This is a genomic window from Corynebacterium vitaeruminis (assembly GCF_001054325.1).
Taxonomy (GTDB): Bacteria; Actinomycetota; Actinomycetes; order Mycobacteriales; family Mycobacteriaceae; genus Corynebacterium; species Corynebacterium vitaeruminis_A.
Genome location: NZ_JVVM01000026.1, coordinates 67,466 through 88,765 on the forward strand (window position 1 = coordinate 67,466; position 21,300 = coordinate 88,765).

21 protein-coding genes and 1 pseudogene are annotated in these 21,300 nt (G+C 57.7%); 12 read left to right on the plus strand and 10 right to left on the minus strand.

Features of this window, described 5'->3' with window-relative positions; genetic code table 11:
* Positions 1–11: 11 nt before the first annotated feature.
* Genes ADA16_RS09080 through ADA16_RS09110 form a run of 7 tightly spaced genes read right to left on the minus strand, consistent with a single transcriptional unit; the run spans position 12 to position 5,104 of the window.
* Positions 12–533, minus strand: coding sequence for a hypothetical protein (locus ADA16_RS09080; RefSeq protein WP_048734931.1), 522 nt, complete (start codon positions 531–533; stop codon positions 12–14).
* A complete protein-coding gene (locus tag ADA16_RS09085; RefSeq protein WP_048734934.1) occupies positions 530–973 on the minus strand; it encodes a hypothetical protein in 444 nt (147 codons plus the stop codon). Before ADA16_RS09085 ends, ADA16_RS09080 begins: the two co-directional genes overlap by 4 nt.
* A complete protein-coding gene (locus tag ADA16_RS09090) occupies positions 940–1,632 on the minus strand; it encodes a metal-dependent transcriptional regulator (protein ID WP_048734938.1) in 693 nt (230 codons plus the stop codon). The genes ADA16_RS09085 and ADA16_RS09090 overlap by 34 nt, the downstream gene beginning before the upstream one ends.
* Positions 1,633–1,635: 3 nt before the next feature.
* Positions 1,636–2,454, minus strand: coding sequence for a metal ABC transporter permease (locus tag ADA16_RS09095; protein WP_048734941.1), 819 nt, complete (start codon positions 2,452–2,454; stop codon positions 1,636–1,638).
* Positions 2,447–3,277, minus strand: coding sequence for a metal ABC transporter permease (locus tag ADA16_RS09100; protein WP_048734944.1), 831 nt, complete (start codon positions 3,275–3,277; stop codon positions 2,447–2,449). Before ADA16_RS09100 ends, ADA16_RS09095 begins: the two co-directional genes overlap by 8 nt.
* On the minus strand, positions 3,267–3,950 hold the full coding sequence (locus ADA16_RS09105; RefSeq protein ID WP_065421351.1) for a metal ABC transporter ATP-binding protein: 684 nt from the start codon (positions 3,948–3,950) through the stop codon (positions 3,267–3,269). Before ADA16_RS09105 ends, ADA16_RS09100 begins: the two co-directional genes overlap by 11 nt.
* Positions 3,951–3,973: 23 nt before the next feature.
* On the minus strand, positions 3,974–5,104 hold the full coding sequence (locus ADA16_RS09110) for a metal ABC transporter substrate-binding protein (protein ID WP_048761156.1): 1,131 nt from the start codon (positions 5,102–5,104) through the stop codon (positions 3,974–3,976).
* 190 nt (positions 5,105–5,294) lie between these two features.
* Here ADA16_RS09110 and arsC point away from each other — a divergent pair, with 190 nt between their 5' ends.
* The 9 genes from arsC to ADA16_RS09150 all read left to right on the plus strand — a co-directional run bounded on the left by arsC (position 5,295) and on the right by ADA16_RS09150 (position 15,649).
* The gene (arsC, locus tag ADA16_RS09115; protein WP_048761159.1) at positions 5,295–5,639 is read left to right on the plus strand and encodes an arsenate reductase (glutaredoxin); all 345 of its coding nucleotides are present in this window, start codon (positions 5,295–5,297) and stop codon (positions 5,637–5,639) included.
* Between the two features lie 266 nt (positions 5,640–5,905).
* Complete coding sequence (locus ADA16_RS09120; protein ID WP_048761162.1) at positions 5,906–8,236, plus strand: carbon starvation CstA family protein; 2,331 nt, start codon at positions 5,906–5,908, stop codon at positions 8,234–8,236.
* Positions 8,236–8,430: a YbdD/YjiX family protein gene (locus tag ADA16_RS09125; RefSeq protein ID WP_048761166.1), complete on the plus strand. Its 195-nt coding sequence runs from the start codon at positions 8,236–8,238 to the stop codon at positions 8,428–8,430. The genes ADA16_RS09120 and ADA16_RS09125 overlap by 1 nt, the downstream gene beginning before the upstream one ends.
* A gap of 120 nt (positions 8,431–8,550) precedes the next feature.
* Complete coding sequence (locus ADA16_RS11030; RefSeq protein ID WP_082150692.1) at positions 8,551–8,718, plus strand: antitoxin; 168 nt, start codon at positions 8,551–8,553, stop codon at positions 8,716–8,718.
* 142 nt (positions 8,719–8,860) lie between these two features.
* Entirely contained in the window at positions 8,861–9,958 is a 1,098-nt protein-coding gene (locus ADA16_RS09130; RefSeq protein ID WP_239659424.1) for a FecCD family ABC transporter permease, read from the plus strand.
* Entirely contained in the window at positions 9,955–10,815 is an 861-nt protein-coding gene (locus tag ADA16_RS09135; RefSeq protein ID WP_048761172.1) for an ABC transporter ATP-binding protein, read from the plus strand. Before ADA16_RS09130 ends, ADA16_RS09135 begins: the two co-directional genes overlap by 4 nt.
* A gap of 84 nt (positions 10,816–10,899) precedes the next feature.
* Positions 10,900–11,940 (plus strand): ABC transporter substrate-binding protein, encoded by a 1,041-nt coding sequence (locus ADA16_RS09140; protein WP_048761176.1) that lies wholly within the window; start codon positions 10,900–10,902, stop codon positions 11,938–11,940.
* 21 nt (positions 11,941–11,961) lie between these two features.
* Positions 11,962–13,794, plus strand: a complete 1,833-nt coding sequence (locus ADA16_RS09145) for an ABC transporter ATP-binding protein (RefSeq protein ID WP_048761179.1) — start codon at positions 11,962–11,964, stop codon at positions 13,792–13,794.
* Position 13,795: 1 nt separating this feature from the next.
* Positions 13,796–15,649, plus strand: a complete 1,854-nt coding sequence (locus ADA16_RS09150) for an amino acid ABC transporter ATP-binding/permease protein (protein WP_048761182.1) — start codon at positions 13,796–13,798, stop codon at positions 15,647–15,649.
* A gap of 49 nt (positions 15,650–15,698) precedes the next feature.
* On the opposite strand, the gene ADA16_RS09155 is transcribed toward ADA16_RS09150, so the two are convergent.
* A complete protein-coding gene (locus ADA16_RS09155; protein ID WP_048761186.1) occupies positions 15,699–16,994 on the minus strand; it encodes an alpha/beta fold hydrolase in 1,296 nt (431 codons plus the stop codon).
* Between the two features lie 15 nt (positions 16,995–17,009).
* Positions 17,010–18,104 (minus strand): trimeric intracellular cation channel family protein, encoded by a 1,095-nt coding sequence (locus tag ADA16_RS09160; protein ID WP_048761187.1) that lies wholly within the window; start codon positions 18,102–18,104, stop codon positions 17,010–17,012.
* A 57-nt stretch (positions 18,105–18,161) separates the two neighbouring features.
* Here ADA16_RS09160 and ADA16_RS09165 point away from each other — a divergent pair, with 57 nt between their 5' ends.
* The 3 genes and pseudogenes from ADA16_RS09165 (at position 18,162) to ADA16_RS09175 (ending at position 19,927) form a co-directional block, all read left to right on the plus strand.
* Positions 18,162–18,758 carry an HD domain-containing protein gene (locus ADA16_RS09165; protein ID WP_048761190.1) on the plus strand — a complete coding sequence of 199 codons (597 nt, stop codon included), beginning with the start codon at positions 18,162–18,164 and terminating at the stop codon, positions 18,756–18,758.
* A 24-nt stretch (positions 18,759–18,782) separates the two neighbouring features.
* Positions 18,783–19,298: pseudogene (locus ADA16_RS09170) on the plus strand (zinc-binding dehydrogenase); the annotation flags it as partial.
* A 29-nt stretch (positions 19,299–19,327) separates the two neighbouring features.
* Positions 19,328–19,927, plus strand: coding sequence for an LURP-one-related/scramblase family protein (locus ADA16_RS09175; protein ID WP_048761192.1), 600 nt, complete (start codon positions 19,328–19,330; stop codon positions 19,925–19,927).
* 41 nt (positions 19,928–19,968) lie between these two features.
* Here ADA16_RS09175 and ADA16_RS09180 read toward each other — a convergent pair whose 3' ends face one another.
* On the minus strand, positions 19,969–21,294 hold the full coding sequence (locus ADA16_RS09180) for an MFS transporter (RefSeq protein WP_239659425.1): 1,326 nt from the start codon (positions 21,292–21,294) through the stop codon (positions 19,969–19,971).
* Positions 21,295–21,300 lie beyond the last annotated feature (6 nt).

The window sequence follows — 21,300 nt, forward strand, 5'->3', positions numbered from 1 at the left end:
CAAGTGCGTTACTACAGCTCTCGACGGGCGTTCTGATATGTCTTCGTCAACGAGCACCACAGTTCGTCGGCATCAGAGATGGCTTCCAGCAGCTCCCGGTTGGTCATAGTTTCGCGCTGCTCGCGCAATCGATTACTTAGCTTGCGGGCACGAGAGAGCTCACCGCGCAGCTCGATGAGCTCCGGCGTAGCCTCTCCAGAGGCAAATACATCCTTGTAGATGGTGCCAACGCCCATTGTGGTGTTCACGTTGTCCCAAGCAGAGAGGATTGCGGTGAGCTGGTACTCCGTGTCCATGGCGATCTGCTGCAGCTGGGCGTGATTCCGCTCGGCGAGCTCGTGGGCCTCAGCACTGCGGCGCACACCGGCCCATGCCTGATATCCAATGAGAATCGCAAGTATCAGGCCTGCAACTGGCAACACAAATTGCAGAATCCACAGCGTGACCCCGAAGAGTTGAATAATCAGGCCGAAGAAGAAAAAGACGACAATGACCATCGCACAGCCGTTGTCGGAACCTGAGCCTTTACTCATCGCGGCATCATCTCCGCCCCGGCATTGAGAATCGCATCGGCGCCCAGGTGGCTGGCATAGCCAAGTCCGATGGCCGCTGCCAGAAGGAGTATGGCCAGCAGCGTATAGACGATTGCTTCTTTAACAGTGCTGGTGACCGCAACGCGCTGCTCTTCGTAGTCAAGCAGTGCTCGCATGTCCTTGGTCGAGGCCTTCAAGCGACCTTCGATGTCAGCCATGTGTTCCTGCTGCTCAGCGGACGAGATAGCGATGGCATTCAACGGCACATCAAAGCTCTCGACGCTGGTATATGCCTGCCGACGAGCACTCTTAACACTGTCGAACGAAACCGACGGTGCGGGCGGCACTTTGGTCGGCCCACTGAGATTCCGCGACATCTTATAGTAAGAGCGCGCTGCGGCTCTGGTCAGTTCGTCGTTGGAGTCGCCTTGATTGCCCATAGAGCCGAGTCTGCCACATGAATTTTCTTTGGTTCGGCATCGCCCACCTCATCGAGGATGGCGAAGACGTGCATACCCGAATATGGTGCGGCTTCTGCGCGGAGCACGGTTCCCGGGCCAACCCCTGATGTCGCCAAGTAGCGCAGCAATTCCGGGTCGGAGTCGTTGATGCGATCGACCACAACCATCTCGCCAACTTCGATATCCGTCAGGTCGGTGCGCACCGCGTTGGCGATGGTACCGCTTGCGCTGGGAATTGGATCACCATGCGGATCGCGCTCAGGGAATCCCAGCATCGCATCAATACGACTAATGAAATCCTCCGAGACCGCATGCTCAAGCTTTTCCGCTTCCTCGTGAACCTCATCCCAGGTGTATCCCAGAGTTGAGACCAAGAAGCTTTCAATAAGCCGGTGGCGTCGCACCATCACCAGCGCGATATCGCGTCCGCGATCTGAAAGGCTAATGCCCCGGTACGGTTCGTGAATAACAAGACCACGTGCAGCCAGCTTCTTCACAGCCTCGCTGGCGGTGGGCTTCTTCTCACCCATCCGCTCAGCGACATCGCCAAGGGCCACTTTTTCACCGGTGCGCTCGTGCAAATCCCAAATGACCTTGAGGTAGTCCTGGGTCTTTGCTGGTAAATCCTCCACGTGCATTCTTTAGACTTTAGCGTTATTGCGTGTTGACGCAATCTTGAGGGGGACATAGAAACAACCGGCACAAACGCCAATGCAGCCACCGACTGACAGGTTGGTTGCCACCGCAATGAACAATCCCACCAGGCCAATCGCGATACCCATCAATGGTGCTAACACGAATAGCAAACGGGTATCGTTTACTACCCCAACAAGCGCAGCTGCAGGGGCAGCCAACAGCGCGATGGACAGAATCGTACCCACCGCCGGAATCAGCGCCACCAGAGTCAACACAATCAGCCCGCTGATGACCAACTGTGCTTTTCTCCTCGAATGTGCCACCTCGAAAGACTCCGGGTCGAAGGTGAAGAAAACCAGCTGCCGCCACCGAGCCAAGAGCACCAACGCCACCAGCAGCAAGAGTCCACCCGACAGCGCAATATCAATCTTGTTCACATTTAGCACGCTGCCGACCAGGAAACTCTCTACCTTGACCGGCAACGGGGCGAACCACTTGTTCAGGAAGTACCCCAGCGCAAACCCGAAGGTCAGAACGATTCCCGCTGCCGAAGAGGTCGTTCCCACTCTTGAGAGACCGAACAGTGCACCGATGGGAATGCACATCAGAAATGCACCGATAAAGAGGAAGACAGATATCCACGAGTGGCTCAGTCCAAGCGCTGCCGCGATAACAACGCCCACGACCGCGCCGGGAAAGGTCGCATGCGTAATCGCTTCTGCGAAGAACACTTGCCTGCCCAGCACCGCGAGTACCCCAACTACACCAGCCAGGGCTCCGACCAAAATCAGTTCGATAATCGGCAGAATCAGGATGCTAGACACGATTGCCTCCGATCACCGCACGCAGTCCCAGCGCCACGAAATACAGTCCCACCGACGTCAGCGCCACGACGGCCTGTGGCGACACCGGCCCCAAAGGCACCAGTGCCAAACCAACGATTCCGCTCAGACAGCCCACTGCAATCGCAATCGGCACCATCACATGCACCCGGCGCGTCAGCAGTCTCGCCGCTGCTCCCGGTACGACCAGGTAGCCGACCACCAGCAGCACGCCCACTGCGCTTGCCGACGACACCACCACCGCAGCGATTGCCGCATTGATGGTGAGGTCAACGCCCCACACATTGATGCCGGTGGCTTGGGCTCCGAAGCGGTCAAAGGCGACAAACACCTGCTGACGCCACGTCACTGCGATAAGAACCAAAGCGATGGCGCAGACAATCAGGGCGCTGGTGAGACGGGAGTCGGTGACTTCCAATAGTCGCCCAAACATGAGCGCCTCCAGCTGTCCTGACTGGTCGCCTTTCTTCAGCGAGAGAATCACACCGATGGAAAAGAAACTGGTCAGCACAACTGCAACCCCAGCTTCCGACATGTGCGAGCGCGATACCAAAGTCAGCGCCACTGCCACTACCACCGCAAATGCGGCTGCCACCGGGATAATCATGTCGATGCCGCCGAATACGGCACCGGCCACAATCCCGGGAAATATTGAATGCACCATGGCTTCTGCGTTGAACTCAAGACCACGCAGGTTCACAATGACACCGACCAGACCGGAAACCACCCCGAGGGCAATCAGCAGCACCAGTGGTCTGAACATGAAAGGCGCAACCCCAAGCGCATTCGCAAGCTCAGTCCACATAGGCTGGCACCAACTTCGAGGTCGCACCAAAGGCTGGCTGTTCTGCCACAATTAATGTGTTTTCGCAGGTCTCTTCAGCTAGCACGAGATCGTGGGTGGCAGCGATAATCGCTGTGCCGTTTTCTTTCAGTTCGTTGAGAAGGTTCAACAGCACGGCCCGGTTTTCGGTGTCGAGGCCGTTGAACGGCTCGTCGAGAAGCACGAGCTGCGGGCGTGCGACAATGGCGCGCGCTAACAGGACGCGTTGTTGTTGGCCGCCGGAGAGGTTGCCGAAGCGTTCGCTGGCGCGGTCGGCGAGCCCTACTTTGGCCAGCGCTGCGCGGATGCGCTCTTTGCGGTGGCCGAGCGGCTGGAAGGGGCGCAATTCGTGCAGGACGCCCATTGCGACAACGTCGAAGGCCGTTACCGGAAAAGTGCGATCGAGGTCCGCCGACTGCGGGACGTAGGACACAGTCTTCGCACGGTTATGCATCTCACCGGCGAGAAGACGAGTCCCACCCAGAATTCCACGCAGCAAGGTGGTTTTGCCGGAGCCGTTAGCACCGATTAGCGCGAGCCCAGTGCCCGGCGCGACACTGGCGGTGATGTGCCTGACGATGGGCACCGCTGTGTAGCCGAATGAGGCATCGCGGAGCGAGACTATGGCGTTAGCAGACATGAGGTTGGCAGACATGGGATCGACTGGGTCGCTAGGGGTCACTTGATGTCCTTCGGCAGCGGCGCGACGGTTCCGTCCCACGCAGTCACTACCTGAGTGACATTGTGGATGATTGAACCGATGTAGGTCTCGCCAGCACTTCCGGCCGGACCAAGGGAGTCGCCATAGAGTGCGTCCTCGCCGACGACGGCCTTGACACCCGCGGCCTTGGCAATTGCCTCAATTGACTTAGAGTTATTCGAGTTTTCCGCAAACAGCGCGGTTGCACCCGAATCCTTCACGGTCTTCGCGGCCTTTGCGATGTGCGCGGCCGTGGCATCCTGCTGCTCATTGAAATCAGACAGCGCTGCGCCGATGAAGTTGATATTGAACTCGTGGGAGAAGTATCCAAACGCATCGTGGCTGGTAAACAGAACAGGATCCTTCACACTGGCGATGGACTTACTTGCCCAGCCATCCAGCTGATCCAGCTTGTCCTGGTAGGCCGCAACATGGTCGGCGATAGTGGACTTCAGCTCATTGTCACCACGTTCCTCAGCAACCTGTTCCAGGGCGTAGCCAATGTTGGCAACCTGTATCTTAGCGTTCTTCGGTGAGGTCCACACGTGCGGATCGAAGCGGAATTCTGCCTGCTCACCGGGTTCTTCCGGCGGGAATGGCCACGGGGCGACATCGACCTTTTCCACGCCACGGTCAATGGTGTAGTTGCCGTTCTTCGCTTCCTCCGGTGGCAGTGGCTTCGTCTTATCCAGGTCCTTGTCCGCCTTCATAGCGTCGACGTCAGCTGCCGTGAGGACGCCACTGGTCACTGCCATCGTTCCGGAAAAGCCTGACGACTCAATCGCCTGGTCCAGGAAGTGCTCCAGATCGACTCCGTTGACGAATAAGAGATCGGCGTTACCAGTCTTGGTCAGCTGCTCATGGGTCATTTCCAGCTCGTGCGCTGTTGCATTGGGCGCGAGCAGGCAGGTCAGATCTACCTCATCGATGTCCAGCTGCTTGACGTAATCACAAATCTGCGTGGTAGAGGCCACCACATTGATGGGGTCCTCGCCGCTGGCTTCATCGCTGCTATCGCCACAGGCGGCAAGGCCAGCGCCCGCTAGCAAGATTGAAATGCCCGCGCACATGGACTTAGCTGATCGCGAAAGCTTTCCGGAAATTGTCATGTTGGTTCCCACTCTTCGTCGTTCATCTATCACGTGTGAGAGTAAACCTAACGACAACTATTTTCAACCTATTGAACTTAAGTGTTGTTGGCTTTACAGACTTTCTGGATAAATAATGAACAAGGTCTCACCACATACAGTTACACCGCTCCATCAACCGTCACACCACAACATCAGCCATGATGGAGACATGGAAGCGAAGATTTATCACAACCCCCGCTGCTCAAAGTCCCGCCAAGCTCTCGCCGTACTACGCGAGGCCGGAATCGAGCCGGAGATCATCAAGTACCTAGACACTCCTCCAACCAAGACCGAGCTGCGCTCGCTAATCGAGGCGGCCGGCCTGAACGTCATCGATGCCGTGCGCACCAAGGAAGCAGAGTTCAAGGAACTGGGACTCTCCAAGGACTCCAGCGACGAGGAACTCCTGGATGCGATGGTGTCGCACCCCCTCCTAATCGAGCGCCCGTTCGTCGTCACCGACAAGGGCGTCCGTATGGCTCGTCCTACCGAGGCAATTAAAGAAATTTTGTAGCCAGTGTTAGCCGACCCCTTCGGGGGTCCTATACTTACCACTAAACCAAAGTTAAATTTCTCTAATAATTGCTGCCCGCCCACTGAGTTCAACCTGATCAGCGCGGTGCTTTTGCGTTTCACCACCCCTTGGCGCAAACACACGCATTATTTCGCATTTGGTTGATTCCCCGCTCGAACCGTCGGCAAGCACTCCCACCCCGCGCGTTTTCGACACCCGGCGTCGGAACCGACCGCATTTCTACATGCTTTTAGATAAGGGGTGCCATGCCAGCGCAAGAACCCAATGCTTCTGCAACCACCATTGCAGAGCGCCAAGGCGTCGAATTACTCGCGCCAGTAACGGACCTACCGCCGGTCGGATATGTCGATTGGCGTCCAATGCCCTGGTCAAAGCGGCTGATCTTTGCCGCTATCGCCATTGTCGCGACCATCGGCTGGGCAATGATTGCCCTCAACCGCGGTGAGACCGTTAACGCGACCTGGCTCGTACTAGCCGCAGTGGGAACCTACATCATCGGCTACCGCTTCTACGGACGCCTCATTGAGTACAACGTCATTCGCCCACGCGATGACCGCGCCACTCCCGCTGAACGCTATAACGACGGCCAAAACTTCATGCCGACCGACCGCCGCGTGCTCTTCGGCCACCACTTCGCCGCGATTGCCGGTGCCGGCCCACTAGTTGGACCGATCATGGCAGCTCAGATGGGCTACCTGCCGGGCACAATCTGGATTGTGTTCGGTGCAGTGTTTGCGGGAGCCGTGCAGGACTACATGGTGCTGGCCATTTCCACACGTCGCAAGGGCCGTTCGCTTGGTCAGATGATTAACGACGAGATGGGCAAAGTCGGCGGCATTTTCGCAATCGTCGGCATTTTGGTCATTATGACCATCCTGATTGCGGTGCTCGGTGTCGTCATCATCAACGCACTCGCCGAGTCCCCCTGGGGCGTGTTCTCCATCACGATGACCATCCCGATCGCCATCTTCATGGGGCTCTACCTGCGCTACATCCGTCCCGGTCGAGTCTCTGAGGTCTCCATCATCGGCGTCGCCCTTCTAATGCTGGCCATTGTCGCAGGTGGTTGGGTCAACGCTGATCCGACCTGGCATGACATCTTCCTGTGGGACAAGACCACCCTTGCTTGGGCGCTGATTGGCTACGGATTCATCGCCTCTGTCCTGCCGGTATGGCTACTGCTGGCCCCACGCGACTACCTGTCGACCTTCATGAAAATCGGCGTTATTGGCCTGCTGGCCGTCGGCATTGTGCTGGTCAGCCCGAGCATTCAGATGCCAGCAGTCACCAAGTTCGCACTGGACGGCACTGGTCCGGCGTTTGCCGGCGAACTGTTCCCGTTCCTGTTCATCACTATCGCCTGCGGCGCCCTGTCCGGTTTCCATTCACTGGTCTCTTCGGGTACCACTCCGAAGCTAGTGGAAAAGGAATCCCAGATGCGCATGATCGGCTACGGCGGCATGATTATGGAGTCCTTCGTGGCCGTGATGGCAATGTGCGCAGCCGTCATCATTGACCAACATCTCTACTTCGCCATGAATGCCTCTGCCGCACTAACCGGTGGCGCTGCCGACAGCGCGGCGGCCTATGTGAACAGCCTGGGCCTGAACTCTCCGGATATTGACGCCGCAGCGCTCACCGCCGCAGCACAGTCCGTCGGTGAGAACTCCATCGTCTCCCGCACCGGCGGCGCTCCGACGCTTGCATTCGGTATGTCGGAAATTCTGTCCGAGCTCTTCGGTGGCGATGCCCTCAAGGCCTTCTGGTACCACTTCGCCATCATGTTTGAGGCCCTGTTCATCCTCACCACCATCGACGCTGGCACTCGTGTCGCCCGCTTCATGCTTGGCGACGCCATGGGCAACATCCCCGGCCTGACCAAGTTCCACGATGCGTCGTGGACCACAGGCAACTTGATTACCTCGGCTGTCGTCTGCCTCGGTTGGGGTTCCATCCTGGTCATGGGCGTCACCGACCCGCTGGGTGGCATCAACATGCTGTTCCCACTGTTCGGTATTGCAAACCAGCTACTGGCGGCAATGGCATTGACACTGATCACGGTGGTCGTCGTTAAGCATGGCCTGATCAAGTGGGCATGGATTCCGGGCCTGCCGCTGGCGTGGGATCTCATTATCACGATGACCGCGTCATGGCAGAAGATTTTCCACGATGACCCCGCGATTGGCTACTGGGCACTACACAATGCTTTTAAGAATGCGAGGGCGCAGGGACTGACCGAGTTTAAAACGGCCAAGACAGCTGAGGACATCGATGCCGTTATCCGCAACACCGCCGTGCAGGGAACGCTCTCTGTAGTGTTCGCGGCCGTGACGCTGATGGTTGTATTTGCCGGCGTCGCAACAATTGTGAAGGCTCTGCAAAATGGTGCCGCCTCCGGCAAGGACGTCGGAACAAGTGCTGAGCCCTACGTTGCTTCCCGTTACTTCGCTCCAATCGGTTTTGTGCGCACAGACATTGAGAAGGAAATTGAGTCCGCATGGGCCGAGATTCCCGAGGACGATCCGAGGCGCTTCCAGGAGACCGCACACTCTCATGCTCATGTTGGAGGACACTGATGATTGCGCAGGCTTTGAAGCCGTTTAAGGCCGTCACTTGGTACATCGGCGAACTCATGGGTGACCACGACTACCAGAAATACTGTGATCACCTGCGCATTCATCACCCTGATCAACCGATCCCCAGTGAGCGCGAATACTGGCGACGTCGGCACTCTGATGCGGAGGCGAATCCGCAGTCACGGTGTTGCTAATCGGACTGTTGATTGGATCCGTGAGGACAGTGCGGTCGCAAGGTCGCCAATTCATCGGTACACTCTATGTCACAAACGAAAAATCGCGAGTAGACATTACAAATGGAAGGAGTCTTTACCATGGGACTTATGGACAAGGCCAAGGAAGCACTGAGCAACGAAGAGAACACCGACAAGGTTCTGGACAAGGCTGAGCAGCTGGGCAAGGACAAGCTCGGCGAGGACAAGGCCGACCAAATCAAGAAGGTCCGCGACATGGCGGACGAGCGCCTGGGCGACGAGAAGTAAGCTACAGAGCTTTTTCACCCCGCATTAGCACCCCACTTTCACAGGGGAGCTGGTGCGGGGTTTTGCTGTTCTTAGGAGACCCCGCAGACCCACCGACACTCCTTTATTGACAATAGTTTTCAAATTGTCCATCATTAACCAAGTGAAAACCATTGTCGATAGAGCTTCTCTTCCGCGTACTCGAAAACAAAAACTTCGAGCCCGGCTCTTCGGCTTTCTATTTTTCCTGGCCGTCCCCGCCACAATCCTCCTGGCGATCTCCATCGGCCCCGCGGGAACCGGTTTCAGCAACGGCATCGTCGCACTGCTCACCCCGCTCATCAATACGATTTCCGACGACCTCCCAGCTCTCAACCACCTTCTGCCAGAGATATCCCCTGCTACGCAATCACTTGTCTGGAGCATCCGGCTGCCCCGTGTCCTGTTGGCGGGGCTGGTCGGTGCCTCGCTCGCTGTCGCAGGCGCAACCATGCAGGCAGTCTTTCGCAATCCACTGGCGGAACCCGGTGTTACCGGTGTCTCCTCCGGTGCAGCAGTGGTAGCCGTTATTCTCATCGTGACCGGCGTGGCCGCGAAAGCGCCCTGGGTCCTCTCGGCTGGCGCATTCATAGGCGCGTTGCTGGCTGTCATATTTGTCCAGATCGTCGCCGGTCTCAATGGCGGCAGCGGAGCCACCCTGTTGCTCGTCGGTATTGCACTCAACGCATTCCTCGGCGCAGTCATCGCCGCCACCATCGCAAACGCACCACACAGTGATGACGCACAACAGGCCATGTTCTGGCTCAACGGCGATTTAACCGCTGCCAATTGGCAAGACATTGCGCTGGCAGTCGGCCCCATTACCGTCGGCACAGTTATCTTGATGATGCTCATTCCCGAACTCAACCTGCTCCTCCTCGGCGAAGAACAGGCCGCTGCCACTGGTATGCGCACAGTCTGGATCCGGCAACTGCTACTCGCCCTGGCTGCTTTAGTCACGGCAGCGGGCGTCGCTGTCACTGGCGTTATTTCCTTTGTCGGATTGGTCGTCCCGCACCTGATTCGCCTTGCCATCGGCCCCGATCACCGCAGCCTGCTGCCCATTTCTATGTGCCTCGGCGCAGTATTTCTCATTCTCGCCGACCTCGTCGCCCGCAGTCTCTTTTCCCCAGTTGCTCTGCAAACTGGCACAGTCACCGCGTTCCTTGGCGCACCTGCGCTACTCGCGTTGATTCTTCGGCAAGGTGGTCGCCAGTCATGAGTCAACAGACGCAAAATTTCACCGACCACGTCACTAGGCCAGACACCGACAGCACCGGGCTGCTGCGGGCTACCAACCTCAGTGTCGGTTACCGCAATCGGACCGTCGTAAGTGGCGTGAACCTTGCTATTCGGCCTGGCGAAGTCCACGGCATCATCGGCTCCAACGGCACCGGAAAATCCTCCTTGCTCCGTGCTATGGCTGGCATTGTGGCACCGAGTTCGGGGCAGGTTGAGCTCCTCGGCGCGCCGCTGACGAAGCTTCGTGCCCACGAACGCGCCACTCGATTGGCGTACCTGCCGCAGCACACACCGGCCGATGCTGCTATTGACGTTCGAACTGTCGTGGCACTCGGCAGGTACGCGCACCACCGTCGGCGTGACCGTTTCCGCAGCTCACTAAACTCCACGGACCACGACATCGTCGCCTACGCTCTCGACCGCGTTGGTGTCACCGCACTCGCCGACCGTCCTATCACGGCTCTGTCCGGCGGGCAGCGGCAATTGGTGTTCATCGCAAAGCTATTGGCACAACAGGCCAAGGTCATGCTTTTCGACGAACCCACTGCGGCCTTGGACATCGGGTTTCAGCTGGAAATCCTCGAACTCCTCGGCGAGCTTGCCGACGAAGGCCACGGTATCGGAGTCGTCCTGCATGATCTCAACCTCGCGGCCCGCAGCTGCCACCGGCTCAGTGTGATTCACAACGGCGGATTGGAAGTCACTGGTTCCGCCGAAGCGGTGCTGACGCCTCCCCGAATAGATGCGATTTATCGCATCTCCAGCGCTGTCGATACCGATCCACATACCGGTTCGGTGCGAGTGACGGCGTTGGCTCGGGCTCGCCCGGCTGACTGATTGCGGCTAACTGATTCCAGCTAGCGCTAACGCAACTGAAAATTTTCCCCACAATCAAAACTCAACACTCAAGGAAGTACTTTCGTGTTTTCACCATCCTCTCCTGCCTCAACATCTTCTGCCTCTACCTTGAAGCAAAACTCTAAAAAGACCTTCGCTCTGCCGTTGATTGCAGCGCTCCCACTCGCTGCGGTGGTCGCCTGTTCTTCTTCGGAGGAGGCGTCGCAGCAGCCGTCGTCAAGCGAAACTGCGACGAACAAGCAGGCGCAGTGGCCGCGGACTGTGACCGTCGGCGACAACGACGTTACGGTGCAGAGCCAGCCGAAGCGCATCGTTGCACTGTCGACCGAGGTTGCAGATCTGGCGTTGGAACTGGTTGGGCCAGAGCGTGTCGTAGCGGTGACGAAGAACGCTCTCGATGAGAGCTCGGGTAATCAGGTTGAGCTGGCGCGTAAGGTGCCTAATGCAATTGCCAACTCCACGAAGCCGGATCCGGAGCAGATTCTGTCCTATGAGCCGGACATGGTGTTGATGACTAGCCGCCACGATCAGGAGCAGTCGGCAAGCAAGCTGCTGGGCGCCAGCGATGTTCCGACCGCTGCGTTTTCCAGCAGTGACTTCGCTTCGCCGAAGGCGCTGGCAGAATCGGTGACCACGCTCGGCAAGCTGCTGGGAGCCGAGGACAAGGCGGCCGAAATGGTCGCCAAGATTGAATCGGAAACCGAAGAGATTATCGCGGGAATTGATTCCACAACTAAGCCAAAGACGCTGGTCCTGTTTGCCCGCGGTGGTCAGAAGATGATTATGGGAATGCAGTCGGCGACGACGAATCTCGTTGAGCTGGCCGGTGGCGAGCCGATTTCGCCAAAGGGCAAGCGCCCGGGTGCCGTTCCCGCTGACCCGGAAACAATTGTGCAACTCAATCCGGATGTCATTTTGATTCAGGATTTCCACGGACAGGGCAAGGCTCCATTCCAGGAGTTGCTGGATAATCAGGCGCTTGCCGACGTCGCTGCGGTCAAGAATGATCGAGTGCAACTGATTGATGCGAAGACGACCTCTGGCACCGCCGGTATGCACATGCCCGATGGACTGAGTGAGATCGCTGACGCGCTGGCTAAATAGAAAATAGGTTTTCACGTCGCTATGTGGATTCATGAAGCACTGACTTCGCCTCCCCGCGGAATGCACTGGGTTTTGTTATCTAGCTGGGGACGTAGCTTTTTCTTCGCTCTCAGTGCCGTGTTCCTTGGGTGCTCACTCGATGCTCTCAGCAGTTTGCACGGCGGTGTCACCGACACCAGTGGCGGCAATTGGTTTGGGGATTGGGGGCTTTATGAATCTTTGGCCGCTGCAATTGTGGCGGTCATTCTGGGAAGCCTCTGTGCTTATGTCACCGAGGCCCTGCCACCACGGCTAGCTGGTGAGCAGGAAAAGCTGTGGCGCTGGCATGTGGTTGGCAGTGTGCTGAAGCCGGAGTTTTCTGCTCCTGAACAGGCCCCGAAGCGCTCGCATGGAAAAGGGCACGGTGGCGGGAAATCCGGTCACGCAGATCAAAGCGCCTCTAACACTGGCGAGGGACTACTTTTCGATGCCGCGACCACAAGCGTCGAACAGACCGCGAATTACCGAGCGACATTTCTCGCTCCCACGTTGGCCTCGTTTAGTGCTCCACTGATCATTTTGGTGGTCTGGGCTTTGTGGGTGGATACGAAAACCGCCTTGTGGCTGGCACTATTTTTCATTTCCACGCCGTTGATCATTATTGGTGCTGGAAAAATCCTGCGGAAATCCAATGCGACGTATCGCCGAAAGCAAGCGAAGGCCACACATGCGTATTTGGAAATGCTCGAAGGACTGGGCACATTCAAAGTTCTTGGAGCAATTGACCGGGTCATGGCACGTTTTGCCAGCCAAACTCGCACTGCGATGGCTGAGCTCACTGCCCTGCTCGCCCGCAATCAGCTGATGATTATTGTCAACGATGCGGTTTTTGGAATTGCAATGTCGACTACAGCAATCGGCCTTGTCCTGCTGCGTTTACAGGTCGGCACCATCAGCGTAGGCACTGCTCTCGCAGGTATTTTTCTCTCCGTTCTGCTCTACGAGCCCGTTAATCGTGTCGGCCGGACCTTCTACATCGGACTCGGTGGACGCACCCATCGAAATGGAATTGTGGAGATGTTCGGTGAACCTCCAGCTGAAGCGTCCACAGCCGCAACAGCGCATTCCACCGATGCCTCCGCGCCGCAAGCACCGCACGTACAGCACGCACCGGAGATTTCCCTCCGCGATGTGAGCGTTGACATCGGTGAAAAGCGCATTCTCTCCGATATCAACCTGATAATTCCAGTCGGCATCAGAGTCGGCATCGTTGGCCCCAGCGGTTCCGGAAAAAGCACACTCCTGCGTGTACTCGCAGGACTGCAGCCACATTCCGGGGAAGTGTCCCTCGACGGCCACGCGCTTTCAACCCCGGAGTTGCTCGCCAACTCGCTACTCATCTCACAGCAACCAGCCATTTTCGGCACCACCGTCGCGGACAATCTTCGCATCGCATGCCCGGACGCAACGGCCGTCGATATGCGAAAAGCACTTCGCGACGTGCACTTACTCACCGAAATCGAACAGCGCCCTGGTGGTCTCGATTCGGAGGTCGGCGATCAGGGCAATTGGCTCTCGGGCGGGCAACGACGCCGCCTAGCCATTGCGCGTGGTCTGCTCGGTACTGCTCCGATTGTGCTTCTCGACGAGCCGACAGCGGACATCGATCGTCGGACGGAAGGTCTCATCAAGGAGTCCTTGACCCGCCTCGCTTCAGGTCGCACGAGCATTATGGTCGCTCACCGAATGGAAGCACTATCGGACGTTGACCTGGTCATTGTCGTCGCTGAAGGCCGGATTGTGGCTACGGGCAAACCCGACGAATTGAGCACAAGCAATGAGTATTACGCACGGGCGCTGACCGAGGAGAGCTGACATGAACAACATCATTTGGTTGCTGCGCTTTTCCGCACAGGCTCGCGGGGCGCTCAGCGCATCTATCCTCGCACGCGTGGTTGGGCACATACTGGGCGCATTAATGCTGGCCGTGCCTGCCTGGGCAATTGCCACAATTGCGCTGTCGAAGTGGGACGCAACCGGCTCGTCGCAAAGCATGGGCATGACGTGGACCTGGGCGGTCATTGGCGTGGTTGCGGGGCTGGCGCTGCTGAAAGCGATTCTGCGGTATGTCGAGCAGTACCTCGGACATTTGGCGGCATTTCGGCTGCTCGGCGAGCTGCGACTGTGGATCGTCGAGCGCCTTATCCCGCAGGCGCCCGCGATAACCGATGGGCTGGGTACTGCCAGGATTCACACGATTGCGATTCGTGATGTTGACCGTGTGGAAGTCTTCTTTGCGCACACAATTGCGCCCGCGGTGACGGCCGTACTTATTCCGCTGCTAGCGGTCGTGACAGCGTCATTGACTGCCGGAGCACTGCCTACGATTGCTCTGGCACTGACCTTTGCGGTTGGCTTTGTGATTGCGCTCGCAGGCTCTAAGAAGGCGACGACGGAGGCCTCCGCAACGAACTCCACACGCACGGAGATTGCGCAGTATATCGCCGATACACTGCGACTTCGGGAGGAAATCCTCATCTACGGCGCAGCCGAGCAGCGGCTGCGGGGACTGCGTGAGCTCGACGAGCAGCTTGCGCAGAAGATGCGTGCAGGCGGCAAGCGGGCTGGACTGCGCTCTGGTGCGACTGGGCTTCGGATTTGGGGCGGCAGCATCGCTGTCTTTTGTGCTGGTATCCCGGCGCTTTCAGCCGATTACCGCATGCTGCCCGCAGTTTTGGTGACGACATCCCTGGTGGCGGGAACTGCTTCATCTATGGATTCGATTGAGCGCCTGGCATCGTCTCTACCAGCGGGACTCAATGCAGTCACTCGGATTAGGGAGCTGGCCGCGCAGCCGCCGACCGTGGAAGAGCCGGATCAGCCGGAATCGCTGGGCTTGCCGAAGCCGCTGGAGTCACCGAATGCACCAGGTGCGGAGACGTGCTTGTCCGAATCCACCGACTCAGCCCCTGCCCTTGAACTGCGCGATGTCAGCTACCACTACCCTGGCGCCGACAGCCCGGCGCTGACCAACATCAACGTGCGCATTGCCACAGGGCAGTTCATCGGCGTCGTCGGCCCAACCGGTTCGGGCAAGTCCACACTCGCCCGGCTAATCCAACGGCATGTCGATCCGGATTCCGGCGAAGTCATCATCAACGGCCACAATGCCCGTGGCCTCGGCTCAACCAATGTCTGCCGAGCTGTTGTTGTCGCAGATCAGAATCCCTTTCTCATGGAGGCCACCGTCGCCGAGAATTTGTGTCTCGGCTCACCTGATGGCTGCGAGGTTCCCGAATCACTGATGCGCTGGGCACTCGAACTCGCCGCCATCGACCCTGCTGAGCTGCCGCTGGACAGGCCCATTGGCCGCCGCGCACAGCGGCTTAGCGGTGGTCAGCGTCAACGACTAGCGCTGGCTCGCACCTACTTACGCGCGGTACTTGCCGACGGTTCCGTGCCCCATGCACCCACCGCACACCTCACCGGAAAGATTGTCATTTTCGACGAAGCCACCAGCCACCAGGATCCACTGACGCAGGCCCGTATCGTGGATAATGCCCGAACATGTGGAGCGACCTGCATCTTCATCGCACACCGACTTCAGACGCTGGCTCAAGCCGACGACATCCTAGTCATTGAAAACGGCCAGCTCGTCGAGCGCGGCACTTACGACAACCTCTTAAGCGCCGACGGTGCCTTTGCTCGACTTGCGCGCGCCGAGGTCTAGGCTCGATCTAGCTCTCCGCGCAGGTCTTCCGCAGCACTCGGATACTCGCCTAGTGATCCTCGACGAGCTCGCGGAGCCGCGCAAAGATTGCCGCGCCATCGTGGCGAATACCGTCATGCTGGAATGCATTGGTCACATGTGGCCGCAGGTCGCGGTAGCTGTTGGCTGTCTCCATCGAGTATTCGAATGGTACGAAAATGTCGTCGAGATAAATCGCGGCTGCCGAGGTCGGAGCGTCGGCAAGCAAGCGCGCGGAATCATACGGCGAGTTTTCCCAGGTGTGCTGCGCCAATGCTTCCGCCTTTTCCTTGAAAGGAATAAGCGCGGGGTCTTCGTCGAATTGCCAGGGGAAAATGTGCTCGCCGGTGAGGTAAAACGGCTCGTCTCCTGCGGGATTGGCATTTTCTTCGAAACCTGGAATTTCCTCGCGCATGCGGTGAGCTGCCCAATTAGTTGTGGAGTGGTCCCCGACGCCACCATAAATAGATTCGTGAATCGCGGCGTATAGCGGACCGTCGGCGAAACTCACGCGGGATCCGACATCGGCTAGGAAATCAATGCGCAATTGCTTTTCGCCATTGCGAATGTGGAATGGCTCTTCCAACAAATACGCCAGATTATGGAATCCATCTCCGCGGCCTAATTCAATTCCGATGGTGCGGAATCGGCGAGAACTCAGACGCTCACCAGTGGGGAGAGTTTCTGCAGATTGCTCCAGGTGCGCACAGATTTCTCGAATGCGGTTTTCGGCCCATGGATACTCGCTATAAAAGCGCTCGTGGCGGGTGCGCAGCTTCCCATATGTCGTGCGATAAAGGTCATCAGCGCCACGGTCCAGAACGGGCAAACCACCTGTGAGGTAAGCGTGCTCCACGGATTCCGGATAGCGGCTGAGATATGAAGTAATGCAAAAACCACCAAAGGACTGCCCATACAGTGACCATCTCGCAATGCCCAAATGCTTTCGCAATGCTTCCGCATCTTCGACAATGTATTCCTGACGCAATTGCGCAAACCGCGCGGCGGGAATATCCGCAATATTGGCCGCATCAATTCGATGCGAGCGCCCCGTGCCACGTTGATCCAAAAGAATCACGCGGAATTCCTTCAGCGCCTCACCAATTACTCCGCTAGTTCCCACCGGACGCGGTGCCGGGAAGCCTGGACCTCCCTGCAAATAGACAACTGCCGGCGCGTCCTCATTTCCTGGCGCATAGATCTCCCTTGCGAAGAGCTCAAATGTCGCAGCATCCGCAGCCCCGGCAAAAGGATCCCAGGGAACCTCAAGGGTGTGTTCCTTAATAATGTGCCCAAAATGCCTGCTTGCAGTACTCGTCGATGCCATGTCTCTACCGATCCTCTAATCCCGCTGGTCGTATTTCTTCATCAGCTTTGCGACGAGCAAATCGGTCGCCTCATCGTCAGCAAGAATTTGATCCAACATCTCCCGGTATTCCCGCTGCCGCAGCGCAGTATCTTCCCCGTAATCGTCATAGGAATCGCCGGATAGGTCCACACCGAAATCAGATTCATCGCTTTCGTCCTGCTCTGTCTCCTGTTGTGCCGACGGAACTTCCAGATCCGCTGGGAAGTCCGCATTGAACTCCTCCAGGAATTCCTCCGCGTTGGCCTCTGCGTCGGAACGCGATACTCCCCTATCGACCTCAGCCTGAATACGACGCTGCAGCGCCTTTTCCATCTGGCGGTGGCGCCAACTGCGCAGGCGCGCGGGCTCGAAGCGTCGACCGACCTCACGGCTCTTGCCCTCTGCACGACGAGCGAGGACCGCAATCTGCGACGCGGTGTCGTTCAATGGTGCCCACTCAGAGCGTGCCGATACGCGCCAATTGCCCCAGTACCCCAGCAGCGAAAGCAGAATGCTGACGACGGGACCGACGACCATGGACACGGCCATAAATCCCAGATGGTGGCCTCCGATGACAATAATTGCGCAAGCCACGGCGGGGATGACCGTGGGCTGGTTGCCGCCGAAAACAGCGGGTACCCGCCCAGTAACAATGTCACGAATCATGGAACCGCCAGTGGCGGTGAAAACGCCCATCATGATGCACGGCAGAATGGGCAAGCCATACGTGACTCCTTTAACCGTTCCCGTAGCGGCCCAGAGCCCCGAGACCACAGCGTCACCGTGGACCTGAACGTATTCCCAGGTCTTACCTTTGAAATAGAAAAATCGCGCGATAAGTGCACCGGTGAATGCCAGGATTAGGTACTCCGGCTGGCTCATTGCGGCGACGGTGCCCTGGTTAATCAGAACATCGCGAATCATGCCGCCACCCAGTGCGGAGAACAGCGCAATAAAGAAGAACCCTATGATGTCGTAGCCTCGTTGCCGGGCGATGGTGCCACCGATGATGCCCATGAGCAGGACACCGCTGACATCGGACCACCGGTACATCGACTCGATGAGCGGATCTACTTCTGCGACGTTCATGATGTTCAAGCTTAGACGCTGCTATTTTTCAAGCATCAACGAAAGGTCGGAATACCCATGGAAAACGCTGACACCTTTGCTTTGGCGCGCCCCAGCGACAGGCTCATGCGCGGCATCGCAACTGCTTCCCGCGCGCACGATGGGCACTACCGAAAGGGCTCTGGCGTTCCCTATATCAGCCATCCGATGTCAGTGATGTTGATTGCGGCGAGCGTGACTCACGACGAAGACGTGCTGTTGGCAGCCCTCTTCCACGACATTTTGGAAGACGTGCCGGAAAACTACTCACGTGCCGAGATGAAAGATGAGTTCGGGCTTCGAGTGGTTGAGATTGTCGAGGGCGTCACCAAAAACTCTTCCCTGCCCTCCTGGCAGGAACGCGCCGATGCCTACCTGGAGCAACTTTCTCGTGGCAGCGCGGAGTCAATCATCGTGGCCGCCGCGGATAAGTTCCACAATCTCAGCCAAACTCTGGAGGATTTAGACAGCGAAGGCCACTCCCTGTGGCGACGCTTTCGTTCAACTCCGAGCCAGCAATTGTGGTGGTACAGGAGTGTCCGCAACGTAGTCGCCGAACGACTGCCCGACATGCCTCTGTTGGACGACTTGGACGTTCTAATTGAGCGCCTCGATTCCTGGGTACAGGAGACTTAACCTGCGATTTCCCAATCGCTTTAAGCTGGTCAGTTCGCCAAGCAGATGGGCGCAGCCCGTGTCATTGGCTCCGCTGGCTCGGACGAGAAGGTTGAGCGTCTACTCGAACTCGGCTTTGATGCCGCCTTCAACTACAACGATGGCCCGGTTGCAGAACAGCTGGCAAAGGCCGCTCCAGAGGGCATTGACTTCTACTTCGATAACGTCGGCGGCGACCACCTTGATGCAGCCATCGGCGCGATGCGCACCTTTGGCCGTGTCGCTATGTGTGGCGCAATCTCCCAGTACAACAACACTGGAGCGCCGACCGGACCACGTAACTTGGCTCTGGCGATTGGCAAGTGCATTACGCTGCGCGGCTTCGTCTTGGGCAAGTACCTGCACCTGGCAGGTGAATTCCAGGAGCGAATAGCTCCGCTGGTCGTCAGCGGTAAGGTCGCCTACGATGTCACCACTCGCCACGGTATCGAGAACATGCCAGCTGCATTCCTCGAGCTGTTTAGCGGAGGCAATACCGGCAAGATGGTCGTAGAGTTCTAAATAACTGTCATCGAGTTTGGAGCTAATTCGTGAACACACAGAAACCTCGACTGCTTACGACCGACACACTGCTGATTCAAGAAACACGCAACGTTATGCGCAGTGAATACTCCATTTTCGATGACAACGGCACCCAGATTGCCCAAATTTCCCAAGCGGGATCACTGGGTCGTCGCATGTTGGGCATCGGTGTCAAGTACGACATCTTCGATGTGGACGAGGATGGCAAAGAGGGCGACAAGCTCCTCACCCTCACCGACCCCGCGAACGTTTTCGGCGACACATACAAGGTTCTCACACCCAACGGCGCTAAGATCGCCACAGCCAAGACCAAACGATTCAGCCTAAAATCACGGCTAACTTTGTCCGTCAAAGGGCTTTCCGACGTCGATGTTGACGGCGGCTTCCGCGGTAAAAATTACGCACTGACCAGCAAGGGACGCCCGATTGCGAAGATTGACCGGAAGTACCGTGGTCTCAAAGGCGCTATTACCGGCAAGGACACGTACGCTCTGCACTTGGAGCCGAACTTGAACGAGGAAACGCGGGCTGCGGTGATTGGTACTGCGCTGGTTATTGACATTGTCAGGCGCAAGAACGATGAGGCTGTAGCGGTTAGTGTGAGCTAGCGCTTCTAGCTAAATAACCGCCTTGTTAAAGAACTGCCCTGCTAAGGCGTCACCTTGTGCGGCGCCGAGACTTCCTTCAACCTGCTCGACATAGCGACGCCAACCAGTCCCATCAACGCCAGGAAGATCAGTGCTGCCGCGGGGCCAAAGCTGGCGATAACGCCCGATAGCGCACCGACGATGAGCAGGACAACACCCATAATGGTGTTGGCCGCTCCGACGTACTCGGTGCGCTTGTCGCCTTCTGCCATGTCAACAACATAGGTCGAACGAGCCACACGAACACCTGCGTGGACGACGGACATCGCGAAGAAGCCGAGCGGGAAAATCCAAGCGTTCGCACCGGCGGAAAGCCAGTGAGCACTTGCGACCAACAAAAAGAGAACAATAGAACCGACCAGCGAAGAGTAGGTCAGGACCTTCTTCGAGGATTTATCCGACCAGATTCCGGCGACTTTTCCACCAACCAAAGAGGCGAAGCCTGCGGCGAGCATGAAGATACCGACATTGGCGCTTACTCCCCCGCCGCTACCGTCAGAGGCTTCCAGATCAGCACCTACCTGCGCACTTAAGGTCACAATGAACGACGTGGACAACGCTGTGACTAACAACAGGCTTCGGACAATCACAAAGTCGCGGAAGTTCTTATCCTCTGCAAAGAGCCGCCAGGTGTCCTGCCACCAAGTTTTATTCGGCTCTTCCTTGCCACCTTCATTGGTGGGCTCGACGATTCCCCGGAAGATCAAAACCGCGACCACCCATGATAGTGCCGCAACAAAGATGAGTCCCGCCACGATTGGTTTGGTGACGTTGTCGCGGATGATCCACAACACGGCACCAACAATAATTGCTGCAACGCCGCCCAACATCGCAGCACGGCCACTGATCTGGCCGCGTTGTCCCTTGGGAATCGTGCGTCCCTGAACATCCTTGGAGGCCATCGAGCACAGTGCTCGTGCCGTCGCAAAGCCTGCAAGCGCGAGGATGACAGCGACGCCAAGTGCGACACCTTCCAGGAACAACGCAGCCAAACCAATCAGCGCTGCCGCGATGGCCTGCCCCAAGGCGCCGGCAATCCAGACGGTTGTGCGGCGCGGGCGAGATTTCACCCAAGGCGTGAGGGCGGCCTGCGGAAGCATCGAACCGGACTCGCGCACCGGCACAAGCATGGCGATGAAGAAGCCCGGCGCGCCAGCCGAATGCAGCAGCCATGGCAACAGCGTCTTTGCCGCGACGATTTGGTCGCCGATATTCTGTAGTCCGTTCGCCCAGACGTAGCGCTTGGCATTCGCGCGGGCGTGTTTTTGCACCGACTCTGGGTTGTTCCCTGCGTCCGTGGGTTTGTCAGCTTCCGAGCTATCAGTCATGCCTCT

Coding starts and splice junctions, on each gene's coding strand:
- ADA16_RS09085 (WP_048734934.1), bottom strand. CDS start 973: ATGGGCAATCAAGGCGACTCCAACGACGAACTGACCAGAGCCGCAGCG.
- ADA16_RS09180 (WP_239659425.1), bottom strand. CDS start 21,294: ATGACTGATAGCTCGGAAGCTGACAAACCCACGGACGCAGGGAACAAC.
- ADA16_RS09125 (WP_048761166.1), top strand. CDS start 8,236: ATGATTGCGCAGGCTTTGAAGCCGTTTAAGGCCGTCACTTGGTACATC.
- ADA16_RS09120 (WP_048761162.1), top strand. CDS start 5,906: ATGCCAGCGCAAGAACCCAATGCTTCTGCAACCACCATTGCAGAGCGC.
- ADA16_RS09080 (WP_048734931.1), bottom strand. CDS start 533: ATGAGTAAAGGCTCAGGTTCCGACAACGGCTGTGCGATGGTCATTGTC.
- ADA16_RS09165 (WP_048761190.1), top strand. CDS start 18,162: ATGGAAAACGCTGACACCTTTGCTTTGGCGCGCCCCAGCGACAGGCTC.
- ADA16_RS09155 (WP_048761186.1), bottom strand. CDS start 16,994: ATGGCATCGACGAGTACTGCAAGCAGGCATTTTGGGCACATTATTAAG.
- ADA16_RS09150 (WP_048761182.1), top strand. CDS start 13,796: ATGAACAACATCATTTGGTTGCTGCGCTTTTCCGCACAGGCTCGCGGG.
- ADA16_RS11030 (WP_082150692.1), top strand. CDS start 8,551: ATGGGACTTATGGACAAGGCCAAGGAAGCACTGAGCAACGAAGAGAAC.
- arsC (WP_048761159.1), top strand. CDS start 5,295: ATGGAAGCGAAGATTTATCACAACCCCCGCTGCTCAAAGTCCCGCCAA.
- ADA16_RS09160 (WP_048761187.1), bottom strand. CDS start 18,104: ATGAACGTCGCAGAAGTAGATCCGCTCATCGAGTCGATGTACCGGTGG.
- ADA16_RS09090 (WP_048734938.1), bottom strand. CDS start 1,632: ATGCACGTGGAGGATTTACCAGCAAAGACCCAGGACTACCTCAAGGTC.
- ADA16_RS09110 (WP_048761156.1), bottom strand. CDS start 5,104: ATGACAATTTCCGGAAAGCTTTCGCGATCAGCTAAGTCCATGTGCGCG.
- ADA16_RS09145 (WP_048761179.1), top strand. CDS start 11,962: ATGTGGATTCATGAAGCACTGACTTCGCCTCCCCGCGGAATGCACTGG.
- ADA16_RS09100 (WP_048734944.1), bottom strand. CDS start 3,277: ATGTGGACTGAGCTTGCGAATGCGCTTGGGGTTGCGCCTTTCATGTTC.
- ADA16_RS09135 (WP_048761172.1), top strand. CDS start 9,955: ATGAGTCAACAGACGCAAAATTTCACCGACCACGTCACTAGGCCAGAC.
- ADA16_RS09105 (WP_065421351.1), bottom strand. CDS start 3,950: ATGTCTGCCAACCTCATGTCTGCTAACGCCATAGTCTCGCTCCGCGAT.